This is a genomic window from Mesorhizobium sp. M3A.F.Ca.ET.175.01.1.1, from assembly GCF_004791945.1.
Classification (GTDB): domain Bacteria; phylum Pseudomonadota; class Alphaproteobacteria; order Rhizobiales; family Rhizobiaceae; genus Mesorhizobium.
On the sequence record NZ_SRTP01000003.1, the window covers coordinates 132,743 to 151,904 of the forward strand.

The following is a 19,162-nucleotide window of genomic DNA, read 5'->3' on the forward strand; positions in this document are numbered from 1 at the left end:
TGTCCTCTCGCCGTTGAGCCTATCTAGCTGCATTTGAGATGACTGGTAAACTTGCATAAAAATCGTGTTTGCATTACTTTTGATTATGTCAAGCTTCCGCAAGTCGATCCCGTCGATTGCTTCTCTAGTGGCCTTTGAATCGTCCGCGCGCCTGCTCAGTTTCACCCGCGCAGCGGAGGAGCTGGGCGTTACCCAGGCCGCGGTAAGTCGTCAAATACGCGAGCTCGAGGAATTCCTAGGCGTATCGCTCTTCAAGCGAACTTACCGCTCCATCGAATTGACAGCAGAGGGCTTGTTATTGAATGGGGGGCTGCCAACGCAGCTCCAAGCGGTTGCGGCACTTTGCGAACGCGTCCGCGCCACACAGGAGCCCCGGGCCGTAGTAGTAGGGATGACCAGTGCCTTTGGTACGAACTGGCTGACACCGCGTCTGCCAGAATTCCGCCAGCTATATCCGGAGGTCGAGCTGCGCCTAGCTGTCAACGACGAGATTGTTGATCTTGCGCGGCAGCGGATCGATATAAGCATACGTTACGGGAGCGGCCGCTGGCCGAATCTGAGATCGAAATTCCTCCTCGGCGCGTCCGACATGCCGGTGTGCAGTCCATCCTATTGGCAAGGACGTCAGCCGCCCACCCAGCCCGAAGCACTTCTCGACGAGGTTCTGATTTCGCTTGAAGGGGCACCGGTCTTCATGGGTAGCACTTGGGCGGACTGGTTCGCTGCCAATGGGGTGACGGTCAGCCGCGGTAAGCGCGGGTTCACAGTCAACCATTTCACCATGCTTATCCAGGCTGCGCTGGGAGGGCAGGGCATAGCACTGGCAGGTTTCCCGCTCATTGACGATCTGTTGGCGAGCGGACTTCTTGTTCCGGCCATCAACGCGGAGCCCCTTAAGGTTCCGGGTGGCTATTTCGTCGTCGAGCCCGACGGCGAACCAGCCAGGGAAAGCAGCGCTCTGTTTCGTAGCTGGCTGTTCGACCGCGTGCGGCGTGACGCTTTGGCCAAACAGAATGGCGGCAGGATTCAGTGACGCGCGCTGAGATGGTCGGCGACCCGCAAGGCGTTCGCGGCGATGGTTAGCGCCGGGTTGGTCCCGGAACTCGTGGGAAGGAAGGAGCCATCCACGACGTAAAGATTGTCAAGTTCGTGAGCGCGATTGAAACGGTCAAGAACGCTCGTACGCGGGTCGTCGCCGAAGCGGCAAGTACCGCAGACATGCCCCAGGGTCGCGTTCTGTTCTGCCCGAAAAATCGATCGATATCGGTGTTCCCCGATGAGGTCTGGAATTTGGCGGCGGAATTCACGAAGGCGCCGCTGGTCACACGGATTGATCCTGTAGAACAGGTCGACGCCGCCGCTTCTCGAAGGCGTCACCCTGTTGGATTTGAAGGGGAGATCTTCGAGGAAGGCAGCGAGAACATGCGCTCTGGAAAGCATCATACCGATCCTGAACTCAATAGCCGGTCGTATGAGAGGAAACAGGTAAGCGAGAGGCGGCCATAAGGTCCTCAACTCTTCCCTTAAGAATTTTGCGATGGTGGAAGCGGGTGGCAGGCGGCCGTTCGACTGCACCGTGCCAAACTTTTTGCCGTCGGCGAGGTAGAGATCATTGAACGCGATTTGTTTCAGGAGACCGCTGGATGGCGCCTTCGGGTAGACCAGGTAATAGTCCAGCAGATGTCGCATGAGGTTCCGGCCAACTTGGTCCGACCCATTAGCCAACCCCTTGTTCTTCTCGCCGGAGTTGAGAAGCAGCACCGCGGTTCGGATGGCTCCCGCGCCAAGAATGATTGTCTTCGCGGAAAGCTTGATCTCCTGGCCCCGCCATCGGGCGTTTACGGCCGTGATCTTGTTATTGGCTGAGTCCAGTGAATGGATCTCGCACCCCGTGATCATGTCGGCGCCGTGATCGCGAAGCGCCGGCTCAAGGCATGAGGTGGCGCTATCGCGCTTGCACCGCTTATCGCAGATGAAGCCAACGCACTCCCGGCAACCCTCGACATAGTTGCAGGCCATCGGCAGTCGATATGGATGAAGGCCTTTCGCCTCAAAGCGGTTCATCAACTCGCCGCTTGCTGGCGTCAGTGGCGGCGGCGGGACAATTCCACCTGGACGCTGGTCCGGATGCAGGGGATCCTTCGTTGCCTTAACGCCGTAAATCCTTTCGGCCTGGGTATAATAGGGTGCGAGTTCGTCGTAAGTGATGGGCCACTTCTCTGGAAGGTTGGCCTCGGGACAGTCCCGAAAATACTGTCCTGGTTCGAAGTCGGATGGAAAGAACCGCTCCATCACCATGCCATAAAGAGCGCTCGTGCCGCCGATTCCAGTTCCGAGAACTGGGCGCATGAGGATTGGCTTCCCCGAACTGATGTCGTAAATATCGGTTCGTGACCGTCCTGCCCTATCTAGTTGCTCAGGCGAGGGGACCTTTCCTCCAGTGAGCGCATCGAGCCAGTCACCTTGCAGAGTATCCTGGGCAGTGAGATACGACCTTCCGGCCTCACAAAATAGGACAGAACGCCCCTGTCTCGCCAATTCATAGCCGATCGTTGCGCCTCCCATGCCGGTGCCGATGATGATAAAGTCCCAGGAGCGACTGGTCAGATCTTCGGGGCGAGATGACATAGGGTCTTCCTGTAGGTTTATCCCGGAGCGACCCGCTTTTTGGCGGTTGTCGACCTCTTAACGAAACCGCGTGAAGTCATCGATCATTAGCGGAAATTAATTTCGAATTCAACGCGAAGCTATCCTGCGAAGTTTTCGCTCCACCGCCTACGCTTGCACGAAGTCCAGCCTCCTTAATCCCTCGCGCACCTCGGCCGCGCTCATGAAGAGTTCCCAGAGCAATCCGCTGCGATGGTTTTCAATCATGGCTATGATGGGTCCCTGATTGATCGCTAGGTGCGTTCGCGCGAACCACCCTAAGTTTTCGCAGAAACTGTCGACAAATCCGAAGTTCCCCCAAATCCGATGCAGCGGCTTCGAGCAGAAATATCTCAGGGCACGCATGGACTCTGCCGGCGTGTAGGGAAGGCTCGACAGAGCGGCGCTCGGTGTAATCACGCCCCTGTCGTCGCAAGGCGAATGCGCTACATAGCCAAACGGGCCATGGCCGGAGGTAAGGCCCCAGCAATCGGCGCCGTAGCCAACGTGTCCGTGAGGGTTTGTGGGCGCAATAATTAATGCGCGTGTGGGACACATTTTGTTCCCAGTAATGCGCGTAGCGATCACGCAGGCACCGAGGGTCTAGACCGCAGAAAGAGTAGTGGGCCAAAAACAGGGGCCCGCGAACCGTCGTCCGGATGGTTTCGCGTTGTCCATCGCGATCCGAGCCTAAGCTCGCTCAGCGTTCAACTCGATCCCGAGCGCGGTTGAGACCGCTCGGAGGGAACAGAGCGCTTCAGAACCCGGTCGAGATCGGCGTAGGTGAAAGCCGGGGCGCGGCCGATCAGGAACGACGGCGCGAATACGTCGATCAGCTTCTGACCTGGTTTCAGAGATTCGCGTATCTTTCGCCGGGCTTGTTTCAATTGTGCGCCGGAAGGGTAGGCGATGCCGTCGCGTTGCAGGGCGGCCGTGACCATGCGCTCAAGGCGATCCTGCCGCACGCGCCCGATGCAGTAGGTTCGGATGTATCGCAACAGCGCCTGCAGGAACAAACCCTGGCAGTGAAACGACTCCATCGCCCCGCCCAGAGTCTTCTCGAATGCGGCCGTCACATTCGAGCTGCGATTCATCTCCCGATAGAAGGCCAGTGTTTGCGCCTCGAGGAAGCCGACGCTGATTTCCGCGGGCGGCGCAAAGAAAAGATAGGACGGCACCGGTCGCTTCAGGCTCACCTGCTTGTAGAGATGCAGCCCGAAGCACAGAGCAAAGATGCAGGTCAGATTGTTGGCCGTCGCAACATTCAGGGCACGGAGATCTTCGATGATCTCGCCCCAGCCGACGCGTTCGCCGCTCGGCGCAAGCAAGAGGCCTTCGGCAATCGTCCCGTGAGCATCGACATGGAGCACCGGCCTCAATCCCTGCTTGGCCTTCGTCGTCAACTGCCTGAAGAGATCGCTCAGTTGGGCACGGTCTCGAACCGCATATGTGCAGACGGGGAAACGCCGGCGGTGGCGAGGCCCTCAAGGTCTTCGAGAATGCGCCGACTAGGCCCCATCTCGTGTTCCGGTAGCGAATGGATCCAGATGATCGCGTTGGTCTGCAACGTTTCCGAGATCGTCAGTGCGGTGTCCGAGTACGATATCATTCTCGTGGGCCTCGCCTTGCTCTGGTGCCTGCTTGCCGATAGTCAACGCCCGGTCCGGTGTGATAGCGGCGGAAACCAAGTTACACGTGGTCTTCCTGTCTCACATGTTTTTGCCGTCCATCAGTGACGGTCGAAGGTCAACTGAAAAAAGGGCTTCCTTTGGAGGCAGTTTGACCGCTAACAGCGGTGCCATCGACTTTCAAGAAGTCGGCCAACGCATGGTTGGCGGCATCGGAGAGGGTGAGGTGAATGTCCAACGCCGAAAGACGGAAGCTGCCGGGGGGCACAAAGGAGTTGTTCGCTTCTTTTCTGAAGGAGCCTTCTCGAGAAAATTTTCGGAAGTTTTTCACCGAAAGCCTCGGTGAGAGCAGAGATCTGGACTACAAGCGCGAGTGGCCGAAAGGACCGATCTTAGCAAGGCACCTTTTGGGTATCGGGAATACCGGGCCGGGGTGTCTTATTGTGGGTGTGGAAGAAAACAAAAACGGTACAGCGGAGCCAGTCGGTCTTGATGAATTAACCGACAAGATGAAGGTGATCGACGGCCTAAAGAACTTCATTCCTGACGCGCTCAGGGATCGCATATCAATCCATGACCTTGATTTTGGTGCGAGCGAATACGAAAAGCTGCAGGGGAAGCTGTTTCAGATCGTCATAGTCGATTTCAGCGTGGAACATATCCATTCGTGGCGAGAAAAACCGGCGAGGGGATACGCGAAGGAGCTGTATACATCCGAGTAGAAGCTGGCACGGCCGAAGCGACGCACGACCAGATGCAATCGCTCATCAATCGGCGACTCGATACAGGCTATTCAACATCCGACGAAATGGATCTCAAGAACCACATCGAACAGCTTCGAGTGCTGTACGGCGAGCTGCCGCTTTATTCTCCCGTTACAGGGCTATCATCTAACCTGATGAAGTCGTTCTTCGGAAGCAATCCAAGCGTTCCCGAAGAGAGCTTGGAACAATTTCTACTCAGAATAATTGATTTCAAGAAAGGTCTGATTGCTAAAGTAGCGGGCGTCTCGTCAAGCTACGCTTCCGCGTTGCGCATTGAAAGTGCTCTTAAGACCGCGCGTTTGGGCAGGGATGGAAAGGCGACAAGCAAGCAAGAACCAATCGCCAAGTGATGGCATATCGGATCCCTACCTGAAAGGTAGGCGTCAAAACATGTTAACGCCGAGTGTCACATGAGCCCCTGGCGCTTGCGTGAGTTCCAGTTGTGGTGGCCGGTTCCTCTCATATTCTTCGTTGGCGGGTAGTTAGGCTAAGGCGATGGTCGCGTGGCTCGTTTAGGAGCCCAACCTGCAAGCAGACGCCACCAACCGAAATACAATCATCAACATAGTCGCCCGCAGCGATTGGAGGGGGCCGACTCCGTGCGGTGGCGACCGCTCTGCAAACGAGTCTTGCGATGGCTGGAGCTTCACTCGCCCACCAAGGCTCGATGTCGACTGCAAGTTTCTGTTCGAACTCATCCAGGTGTTCGCTACTATCGATCAGCATGCGGCCTATCTTGGCGAGTACTTGGTCGGCAGTCGCCAGGAGGAACCTCCGGCCGGCGGCATCGGACGATGTGGCTCGTAGCACGAAGTCGCTGAGATGAGTGATATCCCACGCCGCATTGCACACGCCAGCGAGGGCCCGGGCGCGATCCGGTGATTTCAAGTGCTTCAACATTCCCGCCCGAGACGCCCGCGGAGATAGATACATTGTTGCGAAGAGAGCGGCAGGCCCGGCCACAACGAAGTCGGACACCATCCAGTCGACCAGCGCTGCCATTCTATCGAATGGCGTTTGCTCGCTAAGCTCCAAGGCGGCAATGCGCAGCGTGACCGCATAGTTACGGCGCCAGCGAGATAGTGGAGCCGCCAGAGCAAGGTCGGTTCGAGGGCCTGGTTCAATCGCAGTCAGGCGATCGGAGCGGCCCCGCGCAACTTCAATCCAAGCATTTGCCTGGCCATGATCTGCCGCGCGGAACTGGCCTGCTGCCGGTTTCGTGGACACCGAGATAAGGTGTTTGACGGAACTGGAGAGTGGGAATGCAAAGAAGGAAGTTCAGCCGCGAGTTCAAGCTTGAGGCGGTAAGATTGATCAAGGATCGGGGCGTTGCGGTGGCCCAGGCTGCCCGCGACCTCGATGTCGACGAGAATGTGCTGCGCAAATGGGTGCGCGAGCTGTCGGCCGATCCGCAGCACGCCTTTCCCGGCCACGGGCAGATGAAGCCGGAGCAGCTCGAGATTGACCGGCTGCGCAAGGAAATCGCGAAGCTGAAGGCGGAGCGCGACATCCTAAAAAAGGCCGCAGCCTACTTCGCGAGGGAAGTGACATGAGGTTCGCTTTCATCGCGAGGCACCGGAACATCTGGCCGGTGGCATGGCTGTGCGACGCGCTGGATGTGTCCCGCTCAGGTTTCCATGCCTGGCTTAATCGCAGTCCCAGCGCTCGTTCCCGGCACGACGGGATTCTCATTGCCAAGATCGACCGAAGCTTCAAGAGCAGCGACCGAACCTATGGTGCACGTCGCGTCTGGCATGACGTGCTGGCCGAGGGTTTCTCCTGCGGCCTGCACCGCATCGAGCGGCTCATGCGGGAGAACGGTCTGCGGGCTCGGCCTCGGCGTCGTGGGCTGCCGAAAGATACTGGCCAGCGCTCGGCAGTGTCGGACAACCTCCTTGACCGTGCCTTCGAGGCATCGGCGCCAAACCAGAAATGGATTGCCGACTTCACCTACATCTGGACCGCAGAAGGTTGGCTCTACGTTGCCGCCGTCGTCGATCTGTTCTCCAGGCGTGTCGTCGGCTGGGCGATGAAGGCCGAGATGACGGCGCAGCTCGTCACCGATGCCCTGATCATGGCGATCTGGAGGAGAGGCAAGCCCGACAGCCTGCTGCACCACTCCGACCAGGGATCGCAATACACCAGCGAGCAGTTCCAACGCCTGATGGCCGACCACGGCATCACATGTTCGATGAGCCGGTCGGGCAACGTCTGGGACAATGCTGCGATGGAGAGCTTCTTCTCGTCGCTGAAAACTGAGCGGACAGCCCGCAAGGTCTACAGGACGAGAGATGACGCCAGGGCGGACGTGTTCGATTACATCGAGCGCTTCTACAACCCTCGGCGACGGCACTCGACGTTGGGCTATATGAGCCCTGTCGAGTTCGAGGAGAAAGCTATGTTAGCTTAACCTGGTGTCCGAAAAACCGGCAGCAGGCCACTCTGCAATTTCCGAGAAATTCGGCCCGCCGCTTGGTGCTGGCGGAGAGGGCGCTACTACCGAGAGGGCAGAGGTCTTGCTCAGTCGCTCTGATGCGTCGGTCGGTCCACTAAGCGCATCTTTGAGCAATCTGTCTCGCGGGTCGTGATTGAAGTCGCCATCCTGGCGTGCCCGTAGCTCACTTATAATGTCGATACTGGCCCGCAAGATCGCTTGGCGGATCTGATTATACTCGCCAGGACCGAGGTCGCCTTCAGCCAGCTTGCTGCGCGCCATCACCACCTGAGCCGCCGGATTGGCCTTCTCGAAATCATTCTTCCGCAGCGCGTCACGCTGCTCGGCGAGCGTATGCTCGAGATAATCCGATCGCGCTTGATGGTCCTCCTCGGACCACGGCTGCTCCGGGAAAAGTCGGCGATGGTCGTCAATCGTCAGGGTCAGCTGATAAAACTCTTTCACCAGCTGGGCAATTTTATCGGATGAGAGCATGGAGGCGGCGGCCGCGAAAAGTCCTTCAGAATATCTGTAGAGCAAATCAGCACGCATTCTGGCAGACGCCACAGCATTTGTGGATAGGCTTCGTACGAGTTCAGAACGTCCAATCCGAGACCGCAGCGGCGAGGGTACGACTCGTCGGAAATGGAACACGCCATCTCGTCGAACCACGTTGAGCAGACGACGTCCCCGCCCTGATTTGTAGCAGTCAATTGTAGCAAGGCGGTGTGATTGGCTTTCTTCGGATGAAGAAAGTGAGTCAGAACAATTGCTTAGAAGTTTGTTGGCTGGGGCGCCAGGATTCGAACCTGGGAATGTCGGTACCAAAAACCGATGCCTTACCACTTGGCGACGCCCCAGCAGCCGGGGCATGCCCGCTGCGCGCGGCCTTATAGGACGAGCCGGCGCAAAGCTCAATGCCGTGATGACAATTGCACAGGCTGATTTGCGGGTCAGAGTGTCGCTTGGCCGCCGCGAGAGCCTATCCCTCTATTCTCCCCAGACTGCGAGCTCGTTGCCGGCCGGGTCGGTGAAATGGAACCGCCGGCCGCCGGGAAAGGAAAAGATCGGCTTGACGATCGTGCCTCCGGCACTCTCGACCGCTTCCAGCGTCGCCTCCAGGTTCTCGGAATAGAGGACCGGCAGCGGTTTGGCCGGTGCCTCGCCGGCGTCGGCCTGGAAGCCGCCGTCGAGCCCCTCGGCAAAGGCCGAATAGGTCGGACCGTAATCGGTGAAGGACCAGGAAAACGCGGAGCTGTAGAAGGATTTGACGCTGTCCAGCGTGCTGCCGGTCGCCGGCAGTTCCAGATAGTCGAGTTTTCCGTTGAGCTTCATCACGCCACTCCAACTATGTTCCTGTTATGTTCTATATCGTGCCTTTTTCGCCGGCAAGTCTTTTTGACGCAGCTTTTGATTAATCGATTGTAGTTGCGACGCCGGTTCGGCGACGCCTTGCCTTTCGCACTGCAGCATCCTATCGCTCGCATCGGAAGGGCGGGGAACCGGGCCTTGGTCCGGATGTTGTCTATTCCAGGGACTTGGAGGGCGTGCATGACCAAGTGGGTTTACTCCTTCGGCGACGGTGCTGCCGAAGGCCGTGCCAGCGACCGCAACCTTCTTGGCGGCAAGGGCGCCAATCTGGCCGAAATGTGCAACCTGGGCCTGCCGGTGCCGCCGGGCTTCACCATCACCACCGAAGTCTGCAACGCCTACTACGCCAACGGCCGCAGCTATCCGGACGGGCTGGAGGCGAATGTCCTGTCGGCGCTCGACCATATCGGCAAGATCACCGGTCGCCGATTTGGCGATCCCTCGAAGCTGCTGCTGGTGTCTGTGCGTTCCGGCGCCCGTGCGTCCATGCCCGGCATGATGGACACCGTTCTCAACCTCGGACTCAACGACGAGACCGTCGAGGCTTTGGCCGCCGATGCAGGCGACGCCCGCTTTGCCTATGACAGCTACCGTCGCTTCATCCAGATGTATTCCGACGTCGTCATGGGGCTCGACCATGAAGTGTTCGAAGAAATCCTCGAGGACCAGAAAGCCAGCCTCGGCCATGAGCTCGACACCGAGCTGAGCGCCGTCGAATGGCAGGGCGTGATCGCGCTCTACAAGGCCAAGGTCGAGGAGGAGCTCGGCAAGCCGTTCCCGCAGGACCCGCATGAGCAGCTCTGGGGGGCGATCGGAGCGGTCTTTTCAAGCTGGATGAACAACCGCGCCATCACCTACCGCCGCCTGCACGAGATCCCGGAAAGCTGGGGCACGGCGGTCAACGTCCAGGCCATGGTGTTCGGCAACATGGGCGACACCTCGGCCACCGGCGTCGCCTTCACCCGCAACCCCTCGACCGGCGAAAGGCAGCTCTACGGTGAATTCCTGGTCAACGCCCAGGGCGAGGACGTGGTCGCCGGCATCCGCACGCCTCAGAACATCACCGAAGCGGCGCGCATCGCCGCCGGCTCCGACAAGCCGTCGCTGCAGAAGCTGATGCCGGATGCGTTCCAGGCTTTCGTCGACATCTCCGACCGGCTGGAGAAGCATTACCGCGACATGCAGGATCTCGAATTCACCATCGAGCGCGGCAAGCTGTGGATGCTGCAGACCCGCTCCGGCAAGCGCACCGCCAAGGCGGCGCTCAAGATCGCCGTCGAGATGGCCAAGGACGGGCTGATCACCAAGGAGGAGGCGGTCGCCCGGATCGACCCGGCTTCGCTCGACCAGCTCCTGCACCCGACCATCGATCCAAAGGCCGCGCGTGATGTCATTGGCAGGGGCCTGCCGGCCTCGCCTGGGGCCGCCACCGGCGAGATCGTCTTCTCATCGAGCGACGCGGAGGACGCCAAGGCGCAAGGCCGCAAGGCGATCCTGGTCCGTATCGAGACCAGCCCAGAGGACATCCATGGCATGCATGCGGCCGAGGGCATTCTCACCACCCGCGGCGGAATGACGAGCCATGCCGCCGTGGTGGCGCGCGGCATGGGCAAGCCTTGCGTATCGGGCGCCGGCTCGCTGCGCGTCGACTACAGGGCCGGCACCATGACCTCGATGGGCCAGACCTTCCGCAAGGGCGACGTCATCACCATCGACGGCGGCAACGGCCAGGTGCTGAAGGGCGCCGTCGCCATGCTGCAGCCGGAATTGTCGGGCGATTTCGCCGCCATCATGGACTGGGCGGATGCCGCGCGCCGCATGAAGGTGCGCACCAATGCCGAGACGCCGCTCGATGCGCGCATGGCGCGCTCGTTCGGCGCCGAAGGCATCGGGCTTTGCCGTACCGAGCACATGTTCTTCGAGGGCGACCGCATCGTCGCCATGCGCGAGATGATCCTGGCCGATACCGAGAAGGATAGGCGCGCCGCTCTCGGCAAGCTCTTGCCGATGCAGCGCTCGGATTTCCTCGAGTTGTTCGAGATCATGGCCGGCTTGCCGGTCACCATCCGCCTGCTGGACCCGCCGCTGCATGAATTCCTGCCGAAGACCGAGGACGAGCTCGCCGAGGTCGCAAGGGCGATGAACGTCTCGGCGGACAAGCTCAGGCAGCGCACCGAGGCGCTGCATGAATTCAACCCGATGCTCGGCCATCGCGGCTGCCGGCTCGCCGTCTCCTATCCCGAGATCGCCGAGATGCAGGCTCGTGCCATCTTCGAGGCGGCGGTCGAGGCCGGCCGCAAGGCCGGCGCGCTGGTCGTGCCCGAAATCATGGTTCCCCTGGTCGGTCTCGTAAAGGAATTGGAATACGTCAAGGCGCGCATCGATGCGGTCGCCCAAAGTGTCATGCAGGAGACAGCCACCAAGATCGACTATCTCACGGGCACGATGATCGAGCTGCCGCGCGCCGCCATCCGCGCTCATATCATCGCCGAGGCGGCCGAATTCTTCTCGTTCGGCACCAACGACCTGACCCAGACGACCTTCGGCATCTCGCGCGACGATGCAGCTTCGTTCCTTGAAACCTATCGCCAGAAAGGTATCATCGAGCAGGATCCCTTCGTTTCGCTCGACGTGGACGGCGTCGGCGAATTGGTGCGGATCGCGACGGAAAAGGGCCGGTCGACGCGGTCCAGCATCAAGCTCGGCATCTGCGGTGAACATGGCGGCGATCCGGCCTCGATCCGTTTCTGCGAAGAGGTAGGCCTCGACTATGTGTCATGTTCACCCTATCGCGTGCCGATCGCCCGGCTGGCCGCAGCGCAGGCCGCCGTGCAGGTCGCAGGACAGGCGTCGCAGCGTCGCTGAGAGGCCGCGGCGCGCTTACGCTTTCCTGGACAAAGCCACGCGAACCTGCGCGTGACGGCCCCGATGTCGACACTGTCTCCGCCCAGTTCTGCGGTCCCCAATCCGCCCGGTGAAAAGGAACAGACGTTGCAGGCTTCCCCCAGCACCGTGCGGTCGATCCTGATTGTGCAGACCAAGTTCATCGGCGACCTCGTGCTTGCATCGACGTTGGCGCGGAACCTGCAGCTCGAATATGCCGGTGCCCGGATCATCTTCCTTTGCGAAGCCCGCTTAGCCAGTTTTCTGACGGCCCACGACATCGCCGCGGAGGCCGTGACCTTCCGCCGTTCGCATATACGCGGCACCCCGTTGCGGCGCGCGCAGGAACTCGTTCGAACGGTGCTCAAACTGCGCCGCTACCGCTTCGACATGATCATCGACATCTCCGATTCCAAGACGTCGCGGTTCATCTCAGGACTGGTCAGCGCACCGATCCGCGTCGGATATCACCCACCCGAAAGGCCGTTGCGTTGGTTCGAGCGCCAACGTGCCAATGTCAAGGCAAAGCCGTTCGGCTATGGCGAGCAGCACTTTCTCTATCGCTATCTCTCGCCGCTGGAGGCGCTTGGCGTAGACCTGCGCGTTCGGGTTCCTGCCATCCAGCCGCTGCCGCTTGAGACAACACGGGCCTTGGCGTTGCTGGACACGTTCCATCTTCGGCCCAACGCCTATGTGGCGGTGCATGCCGGCGCAAGCTTCCCCGGGCGCCGATGGCAGCCTGAACGCTTTGCCGCGGCAATCGAGAGGATTGCCGACGACAGCGGACTGGCCATCGTTCTGGTCGGCGGCCCCGACGAGAAAGACACGGCCGAGCAGATCGTCGGGGGCACCAAGACCCCGATCGTCAATCTCGTCGGTGCCCTCTCGCTCGAAACGCTCCAGGCTCTGCTCAAACAAGCGCGGCTATTTCTCGGCAACGAGAGCGGCCCGATGCACATGGCGGCTGCGGCAGGCACGCCCGTCGTCGGCCTGTTCGGCCTGACCAACCCTGTCCGCTGGGGACCGGTGGGCGCTCCCAGCATCTCCTTGCAGCCGCCCATGCCTTGCGACTGCGTCGGCGGCGACCTGTGCCGCCGCAAAGATCCAAGCCGGTCGTGCTGCGTCTGGCGTCTCGAAGTGGATCCCGTGGTCCAAGCGGTGGGCGAACTTCTGTCGCGAACCCCCGTTGCGGTGCGGCAGGCGAGCTGATCGCCGGGCAAATCGCCGCGTCGGCTCCTTTTCAGATATGAACCGTCCCGATTTTTGCCTAGATGCCGGTTTTGTTGACGGCCTCTTGCGGTGAGCGGCGCGACGCGCCGGGGTTTGGGAAGAATGACGGGTCTGCTTCGGAAACATCTGTGCGCGCTCGCGCTGTCGCTCGCGGTCGTGTCGGCCGGCAAGGCCGGGACGCTGCTCGAGCCGACCTTGCACGTGAAGCCGCAGGGCGGCGGCGGTCGTGTCGCGCTGACGCTGGACGCCTGCGGCGGCAAGACCGATACGCGCATTCTCTCCGCCCTGGTAGAGAACAAGATTCCGGCAACCATTTTCGTCACCGGCATCTGGCTGAAACGCAATGCCGCCGCTGTCGAGATCATGCGGGCGCACTCGGAGCTGTTCGAACTCGAAAATCACGGCGGCCGCCACATACCGGCGGTCGACACGCCGCAAAAGATCTACGGCATCCGCAGCGCCGGCAGTCCCGAGGCCGTTCTGGCGGAAGTCGAGACCGGCGCCGCCGCGCTGGCGAGCGCCGGCGGTCCGACGCCAAAATGGTTTCGCGGCGCCACTGCCGAATACAGTCCTTCGGCGATCGCTATGATCCGCAAGCTGGGTTTCAGGATCGCCGGCTTCTCGATCAACGGCGACGGCGGCTCCCTGCTGGGAGCGAAGGAAACCACCCGGCGCATCGCCGCTGCCAAGGACGGCGACGTCATCATTGCTCATATCAACCAGCCGACCCACGCGGCCGGCGAGGGCGTCGTGCAGGGCCTGCTCGCCCTGAAACAGAAAGGCATGACCTTCGTTCGCCTCGACGATGCCGAGGACGTGGGCAATGACGGCACTACCGACTGACCAGTTCCCTTCAGCCGGCCCGCGAACAGTCGCCTGTCATTGCGGCGTGGCTTCCACCGTCACCTTGCTCGCGTAGAACGCGCCATGATTGCGGATATCTAGCACTTCGTCGAAGGGCTGCTCATAGGCCCACATCGCATTCGTTCCGTTCTCTCCGGCGGGCACAATGCTCCAATAGCTGGCATCGCCCTTGTAGGGACAATGCGTCGAGTGCCCGGTCTTGGCGAGGTTGCTGAAATCGATATCGTCGAACGGAATGTAGTAGACCGGGGCATAGGGCGGCTCCGACAGCAGCCAGGCCCGTGTCGACCTGGCGATGACCCTGCCACCTGCCAGCACCGTAACGCTGCCCCGATAGGTTTCGATGGTTATCAGCTTGTCGGGATTGCGCTGAAAGCCGGGTGCCGAATTGGCGCGCTTGTCCATGACGATCTCCTTTCCCGGCATAAACTGTGTCGGACAAAGGACTTGCACAAGCCCGAGCCCCTTTCTTGCACCCGACGCGACGTCAGGCGGCGGCCTTGAACGCATCCATCAGGCCGGCATAGGCGGCTGCGATGCCGGCCACCGGGTTGGTGCTTCTCGCCGCGGTCTCGACCTTCAGCGCGCCGCCTGCGGTCGGCAGGGTCAGCAGGAGGAACTGGCGATTGCCGGCGCCGCCGATGCAGGCGGCGGCGACATGCTCGGTTTCGCCGGCGTTGTCGACGCACATCTTGAACAGCAGCGTGCCGCCGACGGCCTCCAGCGCACCGCCGACGACTTCGGCAAATTGGTCGTCGGAAACGGCTTTAGGGTCCGGCGTCAGTTCGGCCAGGCTTTCGGCAAGCGAGCTTTCCAGGGTTTGGTCGTCGAACTGCGGTTCCATGCGAACTTCTCCATTCGCCAATCTCACCCAGCCCGTTAACAAAACTTAACGTCGACGATGGCCGGATTATGGCGAATCCCGGGATGCTTCGATCCTGCCGCCGCCTTGGACTTATGGCGGCTGGACAATCCGCCGGTTCGTCCCACAATGCGTGAAACAACGACGCAAAAGCGCAAAGGGGAGAACCGCGATGCTTGGATTGATGCAGGAATGGCCGCTGCTCTGCCATAAGCTCATCGACAATGCCGAACGGCAGCATGGTCGCCGCGAGATCGTGACGCGCTCGATCGAGGGTCCCGTCGTGCGCACCACCTACGCCGAGATCCACCATCGCGCCCTGAAGGTCGCGCAGCGGCTGGAGCGTGACGGCTTCAGCCTGGGCGACCGGATCGCGACCCTCGCCTGGAACACGGCCCGGCACATCGAGGCCTGGTACGGCATCATGGGCATCGGCGCGATTTATCACACCCTCAACCCGCGTCTCTTCCCCGAGCAGATCGCCTGGATCATGAACAACGCGGAGGACAGGGCGGTCTTCGTCGACCTTACCTTCGTGCCGTTGCTCGAAAAGATCGGCGGCCAGGTCAAGTCGCTGAGGCAGGTGATTGTGCTGACCGACGGGGCGCACATGCCGCAAACTTCATTGCCGAATGCGGTCGCCTATGAGGAATGGCTGGCCGAGGCCGACGGCGCCTTCGCCTGGAAGAGCTTCCACGAGAACACTGCCGCCGGCATGTGCTACACCTCCGGCACGACCGGCGACCCGAAGGGGGTCCTCTACAGCCATCGCTCCAACGTCCTTCATGCCATGATCGCCGCCATGCCGGACGCCATGGGCATATCCGCGCGGGACGTGATTCTTCCGGTGGTGCCGATGTTCCACGCCAATGCATGGGGCCTTGGCCAGAGCGGGCCGATGATCGGCGCCAAGCTGGTCATGCCCGGCTGCAAGATGGATGGTGCTTCGATCTATGAACTGCTCGACACCGAAAAGGTCACCTTCAGCGCCGCCGTGCCGACGGTCTGGATGATGTTGCTGCAATATCTGGAAGAGACCGGCAACAAGCTTCCCCATCTGAGAAAGGTCGTGATCGGCGGCTCGTCCTGCCCGCGCGCCATCACCAGGAAATTCCAGGACAACTACGATGTCCAGGTCGTGCACGCCTGGGGCATGACCGAAATGTCGCCGCTCGGCACGCTGTGCACCATGAAGCCGGAGTATGAAGGGCTCTCCGGCGAGGCGCGTCTGGATGTTCAGGGCAAGCAGGGCTATCCGCCCTTCGGCGTCGAGATGAAGGTGACCGACGACGACGACAACGCGCTGCCTTGGGACGGCAAGACCTTCGGACGGCTCAAGGTGCGCGGTCCGGCAATCGCGCGCGCCTATTACGGCAGTATCGGCTCCGAGCAGTTCGACGCCGACGGCTGGTTCGACACCGGAGACGTGGCGCATATCGACGCCAACGGTTACATGCAGATCACCGATCGCGCCAAGGACGTCATCAAATCGGGCGGTGAGTGGATCTCCACAATCGATCTCGAAAATCTTGCCGTCGGCCATCCCGACGTGGCGGAGGCCGCCGCGATCGGCGTGCCCCATTCCAAATGGGGCGAGCGGCCTCTGCTGGTGGTCGTGCGCAAGCCGGGCAAGGAGCCGAGCAAGGGCGACATCTTGGCCTTCATGAACGGCAAGGTCGCCAAATGGTGGATGCCGGACGATGTTGCCTTCGTCGGCGAAATTCCCCACACGGCAACAGGCAAGATCCAGAAGACCACATTGCGCCAGCAATTCAGGGATTATCGGCTGCCGACGGATTGAGGATTGTTCATTCTTTCGCCTTCAAGCCCGAGCCAAGAGCGCGCGGCGGTTTTCAGTCCGGAATTGCGTGAAGACAGACAGTTAGCGCAGTTCAGTAATTCCACGAAACGCTGAACTGCGCTAAGTCTCGACGCGGACTGGGGTGATGCGGCAGACGATGGCTACAATTCCTGAACGGCAGACGTCGAGAGCGGCCGGCTGGTCGCGGCGGATCGGAGCGTTCTCGCTGGTCCTGTTGCTGACGGTGGTTGCCGGCTATCGCCTCGACCTCGTCGACACGCCGCCCTTTCTGTGGGTGCTGGCGCTCGTCGCGCTGCTTGCCGCGTTGGCGTTCCTGCTCGCGGGGCTTGCGCTGTCGAGGCTGTGGAATTTCGGCGATCGCGGCGGCCGCGATCTCAGCGTCGGCGCGCTGCTGGCGCTGCTGGTGCTGGCGCCATACGGCCTCGCCGCCTACTGGGCAACGATCTATCCGCCGCTGCGCGACATCTCGACCGATCTCGAGAATCCGCCGGTGCTGGACACCAGCGACCGGACGAGCGACATGAACGCGCTGTCGTCGCCGACGCCCGGCGAGCAGGCCTTGCAGGCCGAGGCCTACCCGCTGGTCACCGGGCGCAGCTACAACCTGCCTTTCGAAACCGTGGTCGACGCCGCCGAAACCGTGCTCGACCGGCGCGACTGGCAACTGACCGCTCCCTATCCCGATATCAACGGCCAGAGCGAGGCGACGATCAACGCGGTTGCCAGGGGCTTCGCGATCGGTCTGCCCGCCGACGTCGCCATCCGCGTCACCGACGATGGCGACTCGGTCGTCGTCGACATGCGTTCGGCCTCGCGCTACGGCCGATACGACCTCGGCGACAATGCCGCCCGCATCACCGATTTCCTTGCCGAGCTCGACCAGCAGGTCGCCGGCCAGGTGGGTGCCGCGCCGGCCGAATAGGCCAGCCGCGCAAAAAATTGGTCAGCCAGGCTCGAAGATGCCGTCGATCGCCGGGTCGCCCGCGGTAGCAACCAGGCCGCGCGCCACCAGGTCCTCGAGATGGGCCAGCACCGACAGGCCGGCTGCTCCATGCAGCCGCGGATCGGTGTCGCGATAGATCGCCGCCACCATGTCCTTGACCGTTCGGTCGCCGTCGCGGATCCGTTCGAGGATCGCTCGCTCACGCATCTTGCGATGCGTCTTCAGGCCGCGCATGAACTTGCGCGGCGCGACGACAGGACCGCCATGGCCGGGCAAAAGCAGGCGGTCGTCGCGCTCGATCAGGCTGTCGAGCGATTCCATATAGTCCGCCATTGCGCCGTCGGGCGGCGCGACGATGGACGTCGCCCAGGCCATGACATGGTCGGCCGAAAACAGGATGCCGGTGCCTTCCAGCGCAAAGGCCGCGTGGTTGGCCGCGTGGCCCGGCGTCAGCACCGTTCGTATCGCCCAGTCATCGCCAGGCACGAGGGTGCCGTCGGCCAGCGCGACATCGGGAATGAAAGCCGTGTCGGCGCTGGCATCGAGCGGGTTGATCTCGCCGATGCGCAGCGCCCGCGCCGGGCGATGCGGCCCTTCGGCAAGTACGGTCGCGCCGGTGCGCGCCTTCAGCCGCGCCGCGAGCGGCGAGTGGTCGCGATGGGTGTGGCTGACGAAGATATGGCTGACCGGCCTGCCGCCGATCGCGGCAAGCAGCGTCTCGAGATGGGCGTCGTCGTCCGGTCCCGGATCGATCACCGCCAGTGTCTCGCGCCCGACAAGATAGCTGTTGGTGCCGTGGAAGGTGAACGGACTGGGGTTTGTGGCGGTGACGCGCAGCACATGCGGCGCGACGGTGACCGCCTGGCCGTAGGCCGGATCGAAGCGTGTCTCGAATTCGAGCGTCATGCCGGGGCCCTGCTGCTGCGCGGCAAAATGATTGCCGCTCGGTACGGAAGCCAATATAGGAAAATCACAGCCAGCAAATCAGCCACTACGGGGAAGACCATGGCAACTGCAACCACGATGCGTCCGCTAGTTTCTCTCGCTCTGCCAGAGCAGGGGGCTGCAAGGCTTGGGACACAGCTCTTTCTGGCCATTGTCGGAACCATCCTCCTGACGCTTTCGGCCAAGACGAAAATTGTGCTCGGCCCGGTGGATCTTTCGCTGCAGACGCTGGCCGTCCTGCTGATCGCATCGGCCTTCGGCATGCGCTTGGCGATCGCGACGCTTATCCTCTACCTCGCCGAGGGCGCTTTTGGGTTGCCTGTCTTCCAGGGCACGCCGGAAAAAGGCCTCGGCATTGCCTACATGCTGGGCTCCACCGGCGGCTACCTCGCCGGCTTCGTGGTGATGGCCGCCATTGCCGGCTGGGCCGCGGATCGCGGCTGGGACCGCCATGCGGTCAAGCTGTTCGGCGCCATGCTGGTCGCCGAGATCGTCATGATGGCGATGGGTTTCGCCTGGCTGGCGACGCTCATCGGGCCGGAAAAGGCATGGCAGTTCGGCGTCCTGCCCTTCGTCGTCGGCGACCTGATCAAGGTGGCGCTTGCCGCCAGCCTGGTCCCCGCCGTCTGGTCGCTGCTCAAGCGCGCCTGAGATAAGGCAAAATCATCAAAAGGCCGGCGGGCGCCCTGTCCGCCGGCCTTTTTCATGGCGCGGCGCGACGGCCTGTCCGAGCGGGTCGAAGAATCAGGGAGGACAATTGACAAGCCGGT

19 protein-coding genes, 1 tRNA gene and 1 pseudogene are annotated in these 19,162 nt (G+C 61.5%); 10 read left to right on the forward strand and 11 right to left on the reverse strand.

Translation table 11 applies throughout. The features are described 5' to 3' along the window. Positions 1-64 precede the first annotated feature (64 nt). Complete coding sequence (locus EN818_RS08595) at positions 65-1,033, forward strand: LysR substrate-binding domain-containing protein (RefSeq protein WP_135904310.1); 969 nt, start codon at positions 65-67, stop codon at positions 1,031-1,033. Here the strand turns inward: EN818_RS08595 and EN818_RS08600 are convergent. The 5 genes and pseudogenes from EN818_RS08600 to EN818_RS08615 form a co-directional block, all read right to left on the reverse strand. Further along, positions 1,027-2,628 (reverse strand): GMC family oxidoreductase, encoded by a 1,602-nt coding sequence (locus EN818_RS08600; protein ID WP_135904312.1) that lies wholly within the window; start codon positions 2,626-2,628, stop codon positions 1,027-1,029. The two genes, EN818_RS08595 and EN818_RS08600, sit on opposite strands and share 7 nt — an antisense overlap. Positions 2,629-2,775: 147 nt before the next feature. Beyond that, entirely contained in the window at positions 2,776-3,204 is a 429-nt protein-coding gene (locus EN818_RS08605; protein WP_348631407.1) for a glucoamylase family protein, read from the reverse strand. A 13-nt stretch (positions 3,205-3,217) separates the two neighbouring features. Continuing rightward, a pseudogene (locus tag EN818_RS34420) lies at positions 3,218-3,277 on the reverse strand (hypothetical protein); the annotation flags it as partial. A gap of 76 nt (positions 3,278-3,353) precedes the next feature. Next, entirely contained in the window at positions 3,354-4,049 is a 696-nt protein-coding gene (locus tag EN818_RS08610) for a hypothetical protein (RefSeq protein ID WP_135904314.1), read from the reverse strand. A gap of 17 nt (positions 4,050-4,066) precedes the next feature. After that, complete coding sequence (locus EN818_RS08615; protein ID WP_135904316.1) at positions 4,067-4,255, reverse strand: hypothetical protein; 189 nt, start codon at positions 4,253-4,255, stop codon at positions 4,067-4,069. 249 nt (positions 4,256-4,504) lie between these two features. Between EN818_RS08615 and EN818_RS08620 the strand changes: the two genes are divergently transcribed. From EN818_RS08620 to EN818_RS08630, 3 genes are all read left to right on the forward strand, one after another. After that, positions 4,505-4,996, forward strand: a complete 492-nt coding sequence (locus EN818_RS08620; RefSeq protein ID WP_135904318.1) for an RNA-binding domain-containing protein — start codon at positions 4,505-4,507, stop codon at positions 4,994-4,996. Between the two features lie 32 nt (positions 4,997-5,028). Continuing rightward, positions 5,029-5,388, forward strand: coding sequence for a hypothetical protein (locus EN818_RS08625; protein ID WP_135904320.1), 360 nt, complete (start codon positions 5,029-5,031; stop codon positions 5,386-5,388). A gap of 912 nt (positions 5,389-6,300) precedes the next feature. Continuing rightward, a protein-coding gene (locus EN818_RS08630) for an IS3 family transposase (protein WP_135904322.1) occupies positions 6,301-7,448 on the forward strand; the annotation gives its coding sequence in 2 pieces (ribosomal slippage) (positions 6,301-6,550 and positions 6,550-7,448; 1,149 coding nt in all). Here EN818_RS08630 and EN818_RS08635 read toward each other — a convergent pair. The 3 genes from EN818_RS08635 to EN818_RS08645 all read right to left on the reverse strand — a co-directional run bounded on the left by EN818_RS08635 (position 7,440) and on the right by EN818_RS08645 (position 8,807). Further along, positions 7,440-8,144, reverse strand: a complete 705-nt coding sequence (locus tag EN818_RS08635; RefSeq protein ID WP_348631406.1) for a DUF6538 domain-containing protein — start codon at positions 8,142-8,144, stop codon at positions 7,440-7,442. The genes EN818_RS08630 and EN818_RS08635 overlap by 9 nt on opposite strands. Positions 8,145-8,257: 113 nt before the next feature. Next, a tRNA-Gln gene (locus EN818_RS08640) sits at positions 8,258-8,332 on the reverse strand. A 130-nt stretch (positions 8,333-8,462) separates the two neighbouring features. Then, positions 8,463-8,807, reverse strand: a complete 345-nt coding sequence (locus EN818_RS08645; protein ID WP_135904325.1) for a VOC family protein — start codon at positions 8,805-8,807, stop codon at positions 8,463-8,465. 216 nt (positions 8,808-9,023) lie between these two features. Here EN818_RS08645 and ppdK point away from each other — a divergent pair, with 216 nt between their 5' ends. The 3 genes from ppdK to EN818_RS08660 all read left to right on the forward strand — a co-directional run bounded on the left by ppdK (position 9,024) and on the right by EN818_RS08660 (position 13,799). After that, positions 9,024-11,708 carry a pyruvate, phosphate dikinase gene (gene ppdK / locus EN818_RS08650; RefSeq protein ID WP_135904327.1) on the forward strand — a complete coding sequence of 895 codons (2,685 nt, stop codon included), beginning with the start codon at positions 9,024-9,026 and terminating at the stop codon, positions 11,706-11,708. 165 nt (positions 11,709-11,873) lie between these two features. Continuing rightward, a complete protein-coding gene (locus EN818_RS08655) occupies positions 11,874-12,935 on the forward strand; it encodes a glycosyltransferase family 9 protein (RefSeq protein WP_245521422.1) in 1,062 nt (353 codons plus the stop codon). 123 nt (positions 12,936-13,058) lie between these two features. Then, positions 13,059-13,799 carry a polysaccharide deacetylase family protein gene (locus EN818_RS08660; protein ID WP_135904329.1) on the forward strand — a complete coding sequence of 247 codons (741 nt, stop codon included), beginning with the start codon at positions 13,059-13,061 and terminating at the stop codon, positions 13,797-13,799. 36 nt (positions 13,800-13,835) lie between these two features. Here the strand turns inward: EN818_RS08660 and EN818_RS08665 are convergent, their stop codons facing one another. After that, positions 13,836-14,225, reverse strand: coding sequence for a DUF427 domain-containing protein (locus EN818_RS08665; protein WP_135904331.1), 390 nt, complete (start codon positions 14,223-14,225; stop codon positions 13,836-13,838). An 82-nt stretch (positions 14,226-14,307) separates the two neighbouring features. After that, complete coding sequence (locus EN818_RS08670) at positions 14,308-14,664, reverse strand: hypothetical protein (protein WP_135904333.1); 357 nt, start codon at positions 14,662-14,664, stop codon at positions 14,308-14,310. A gap of 190 nt (positions 14,665-14,854) precedes the next feature. Between EN818_RS08670 and EN818_RS08675 the strand changes: the two genes are divergently transcribed. Together EN818_RS08675 and EN818_RS08680 are read left to right on the forward strand one after the other, a co-directional pair. Continuing rightward, a complete protein-coding gene (locus tag EN818_RS08675; protein ID WP_135904335.1) occupies positions 14,855-16,483 on the forward strand; it encodes a fatty-acid--CoA ligase in 1,629 nt (542 codons plus the stop codon). A gap of 157 nt (positions 16,484-16,640) precedes the next feature. Further along, positions 16,641-17,426, forward strand: coding sequence for a DUF1499 domain-containing protein (locus EN818_RS08680; RefSeq protein ID WP_135904502.1), 786 nt, complete (start codon positions 16,641-16,643; stop codon positions 17,424-17,426). A 21-nt stretch (positions 17,427-17,447) separates the two neighbouring features. Here the strand turns inward: EN818_RS08680 and EN818_RS08685 are convergent, their stop codons facing one another. Further along, positions 17,448-18,353: an MBL fold metallo-hydrolase gene (locus EN818_RS08685; protein ID WP_135904337.1), complete on the reverse strand. Its 906-nt coding sequence runs from the start codon at positions 18,351-18,353 to the stop codon at positions 17,448-17,450. 99 nt (positions 18,354-18,452) lie between these two features. Here EN818_RS08685 and EN818_RS08690 point away from each other — a divergent pair, with 99 nt between their 5' ends. After that, the gene (locus EN818_RS08690) at positions 18,453-19,043 is read left to right on the forward strand and encodes a biotin transporter BioY (protein ID WP_135904339.1); all 591 of its coding nucleotides are present in this window, start codon (positions 18,453-18,455) and stop codon (positions 19,041-19,043) included. Positions 19,044-19,162 lie beyond the last annotated feature (119 nt).

Bases quoted from the DNA above. Each gene is read 5' to 3' on its own strand.
- EN818_RS08620 (WP_135904318.1), top strand. From the start codon at position 4,505: ATGTCCAACGCCGAAAGACGGAAGCTGCCGGGGGGCACAAAGGAGTTG.
- EN818_RS08680 (WP_135904502.1), top strand. From the start codon at position 16,641: ATGGCTACAATTCCTGAACGGCAGACGTCGAGAGCGGCCGGCTGGTCG.
- EN818_RS08685 (WP_135904337.1), bottom strand. From the start codon at position 18,353: ATGACGCTCGAATTCGAGACACGCTTCGATCCGGCCTACGGCCAGGCG.
- EN818_RS08675 (WP_135904335.1), top strand. From the start codon at position 14,855: ATGCTTGGATTGATGCAGGAATGGCCGCTGCTCTGCCATAAGCTCATC.
- EN818_RS08645 (WP_135904325.1), bottom strand. From the start codon at position 8,807: ATGAAGCTCAACGGAAAACTCGACTATCTGGAACTGCCGGCGACCGGC.
- EN818_RS08670 (WP_135904333.1), bottom strand. From the start codon at position 14,664: ATGGAACCGCAGTTCGACGACCAAACCCTGGAAAGCTCGCTTGCCGAA.
- EN818_RS08660 (WP_135904329.1), top strand. From the start codon at position 13,059: ATGACGGGTCTGCTTCGGAAACATCTGTGCGCGCTCGCGCTGTCGCTC.
- EN818_RS08605 (WP_348631407.1), bottom strand. From the start codon at position 3,204: ATGTGTCCCACACGCGCATTAATTATTGCGCCCACAAACCCTCACGGA.
- EN818_RS08600 (WP_135904312.1), bottom strand. From the start codon at position 2,628: ATGTCATCTCGCCCCGAAGATCTGACCAGTCGCTCCTGGGACTTTATC.
- EN818_RS08690 (WP_135904339.1), top strand. From the start codon at position 18,453: ATGGCAACTGCAACCACGATGCGTCCGCTAGTTTCTCTCGCTCTGCCA.
- EN818_RS08625 (WP_135904320.1), top strand. From the start codon at position 5,029: ATGCAATCGCTCATCAATCGGCGACTCGATACAGGCTATTCAACATCC.
- ppdK (WP_135904327.1), top strand. From the start codon at position 9,024: ATGACCAAGTGGGTTTACTCCTTCGGCGACGGTGCTGCCGAAGGCCGT.
- EN818_RS08665 (WP_135904331.1), bottom strand. From the start codon at position 14,225: ATGGACAAGCGCGCCAATTCGGCACCCGGCTTTCAGCGCAATCCCGAC.
- EN818_RS08615 (WP_135904316.1), bottom strand. From the start codon at position 4,255: ATGATATCGTACTCGGACACCGCACTGACGATCTCGGAAACGTTGCAG.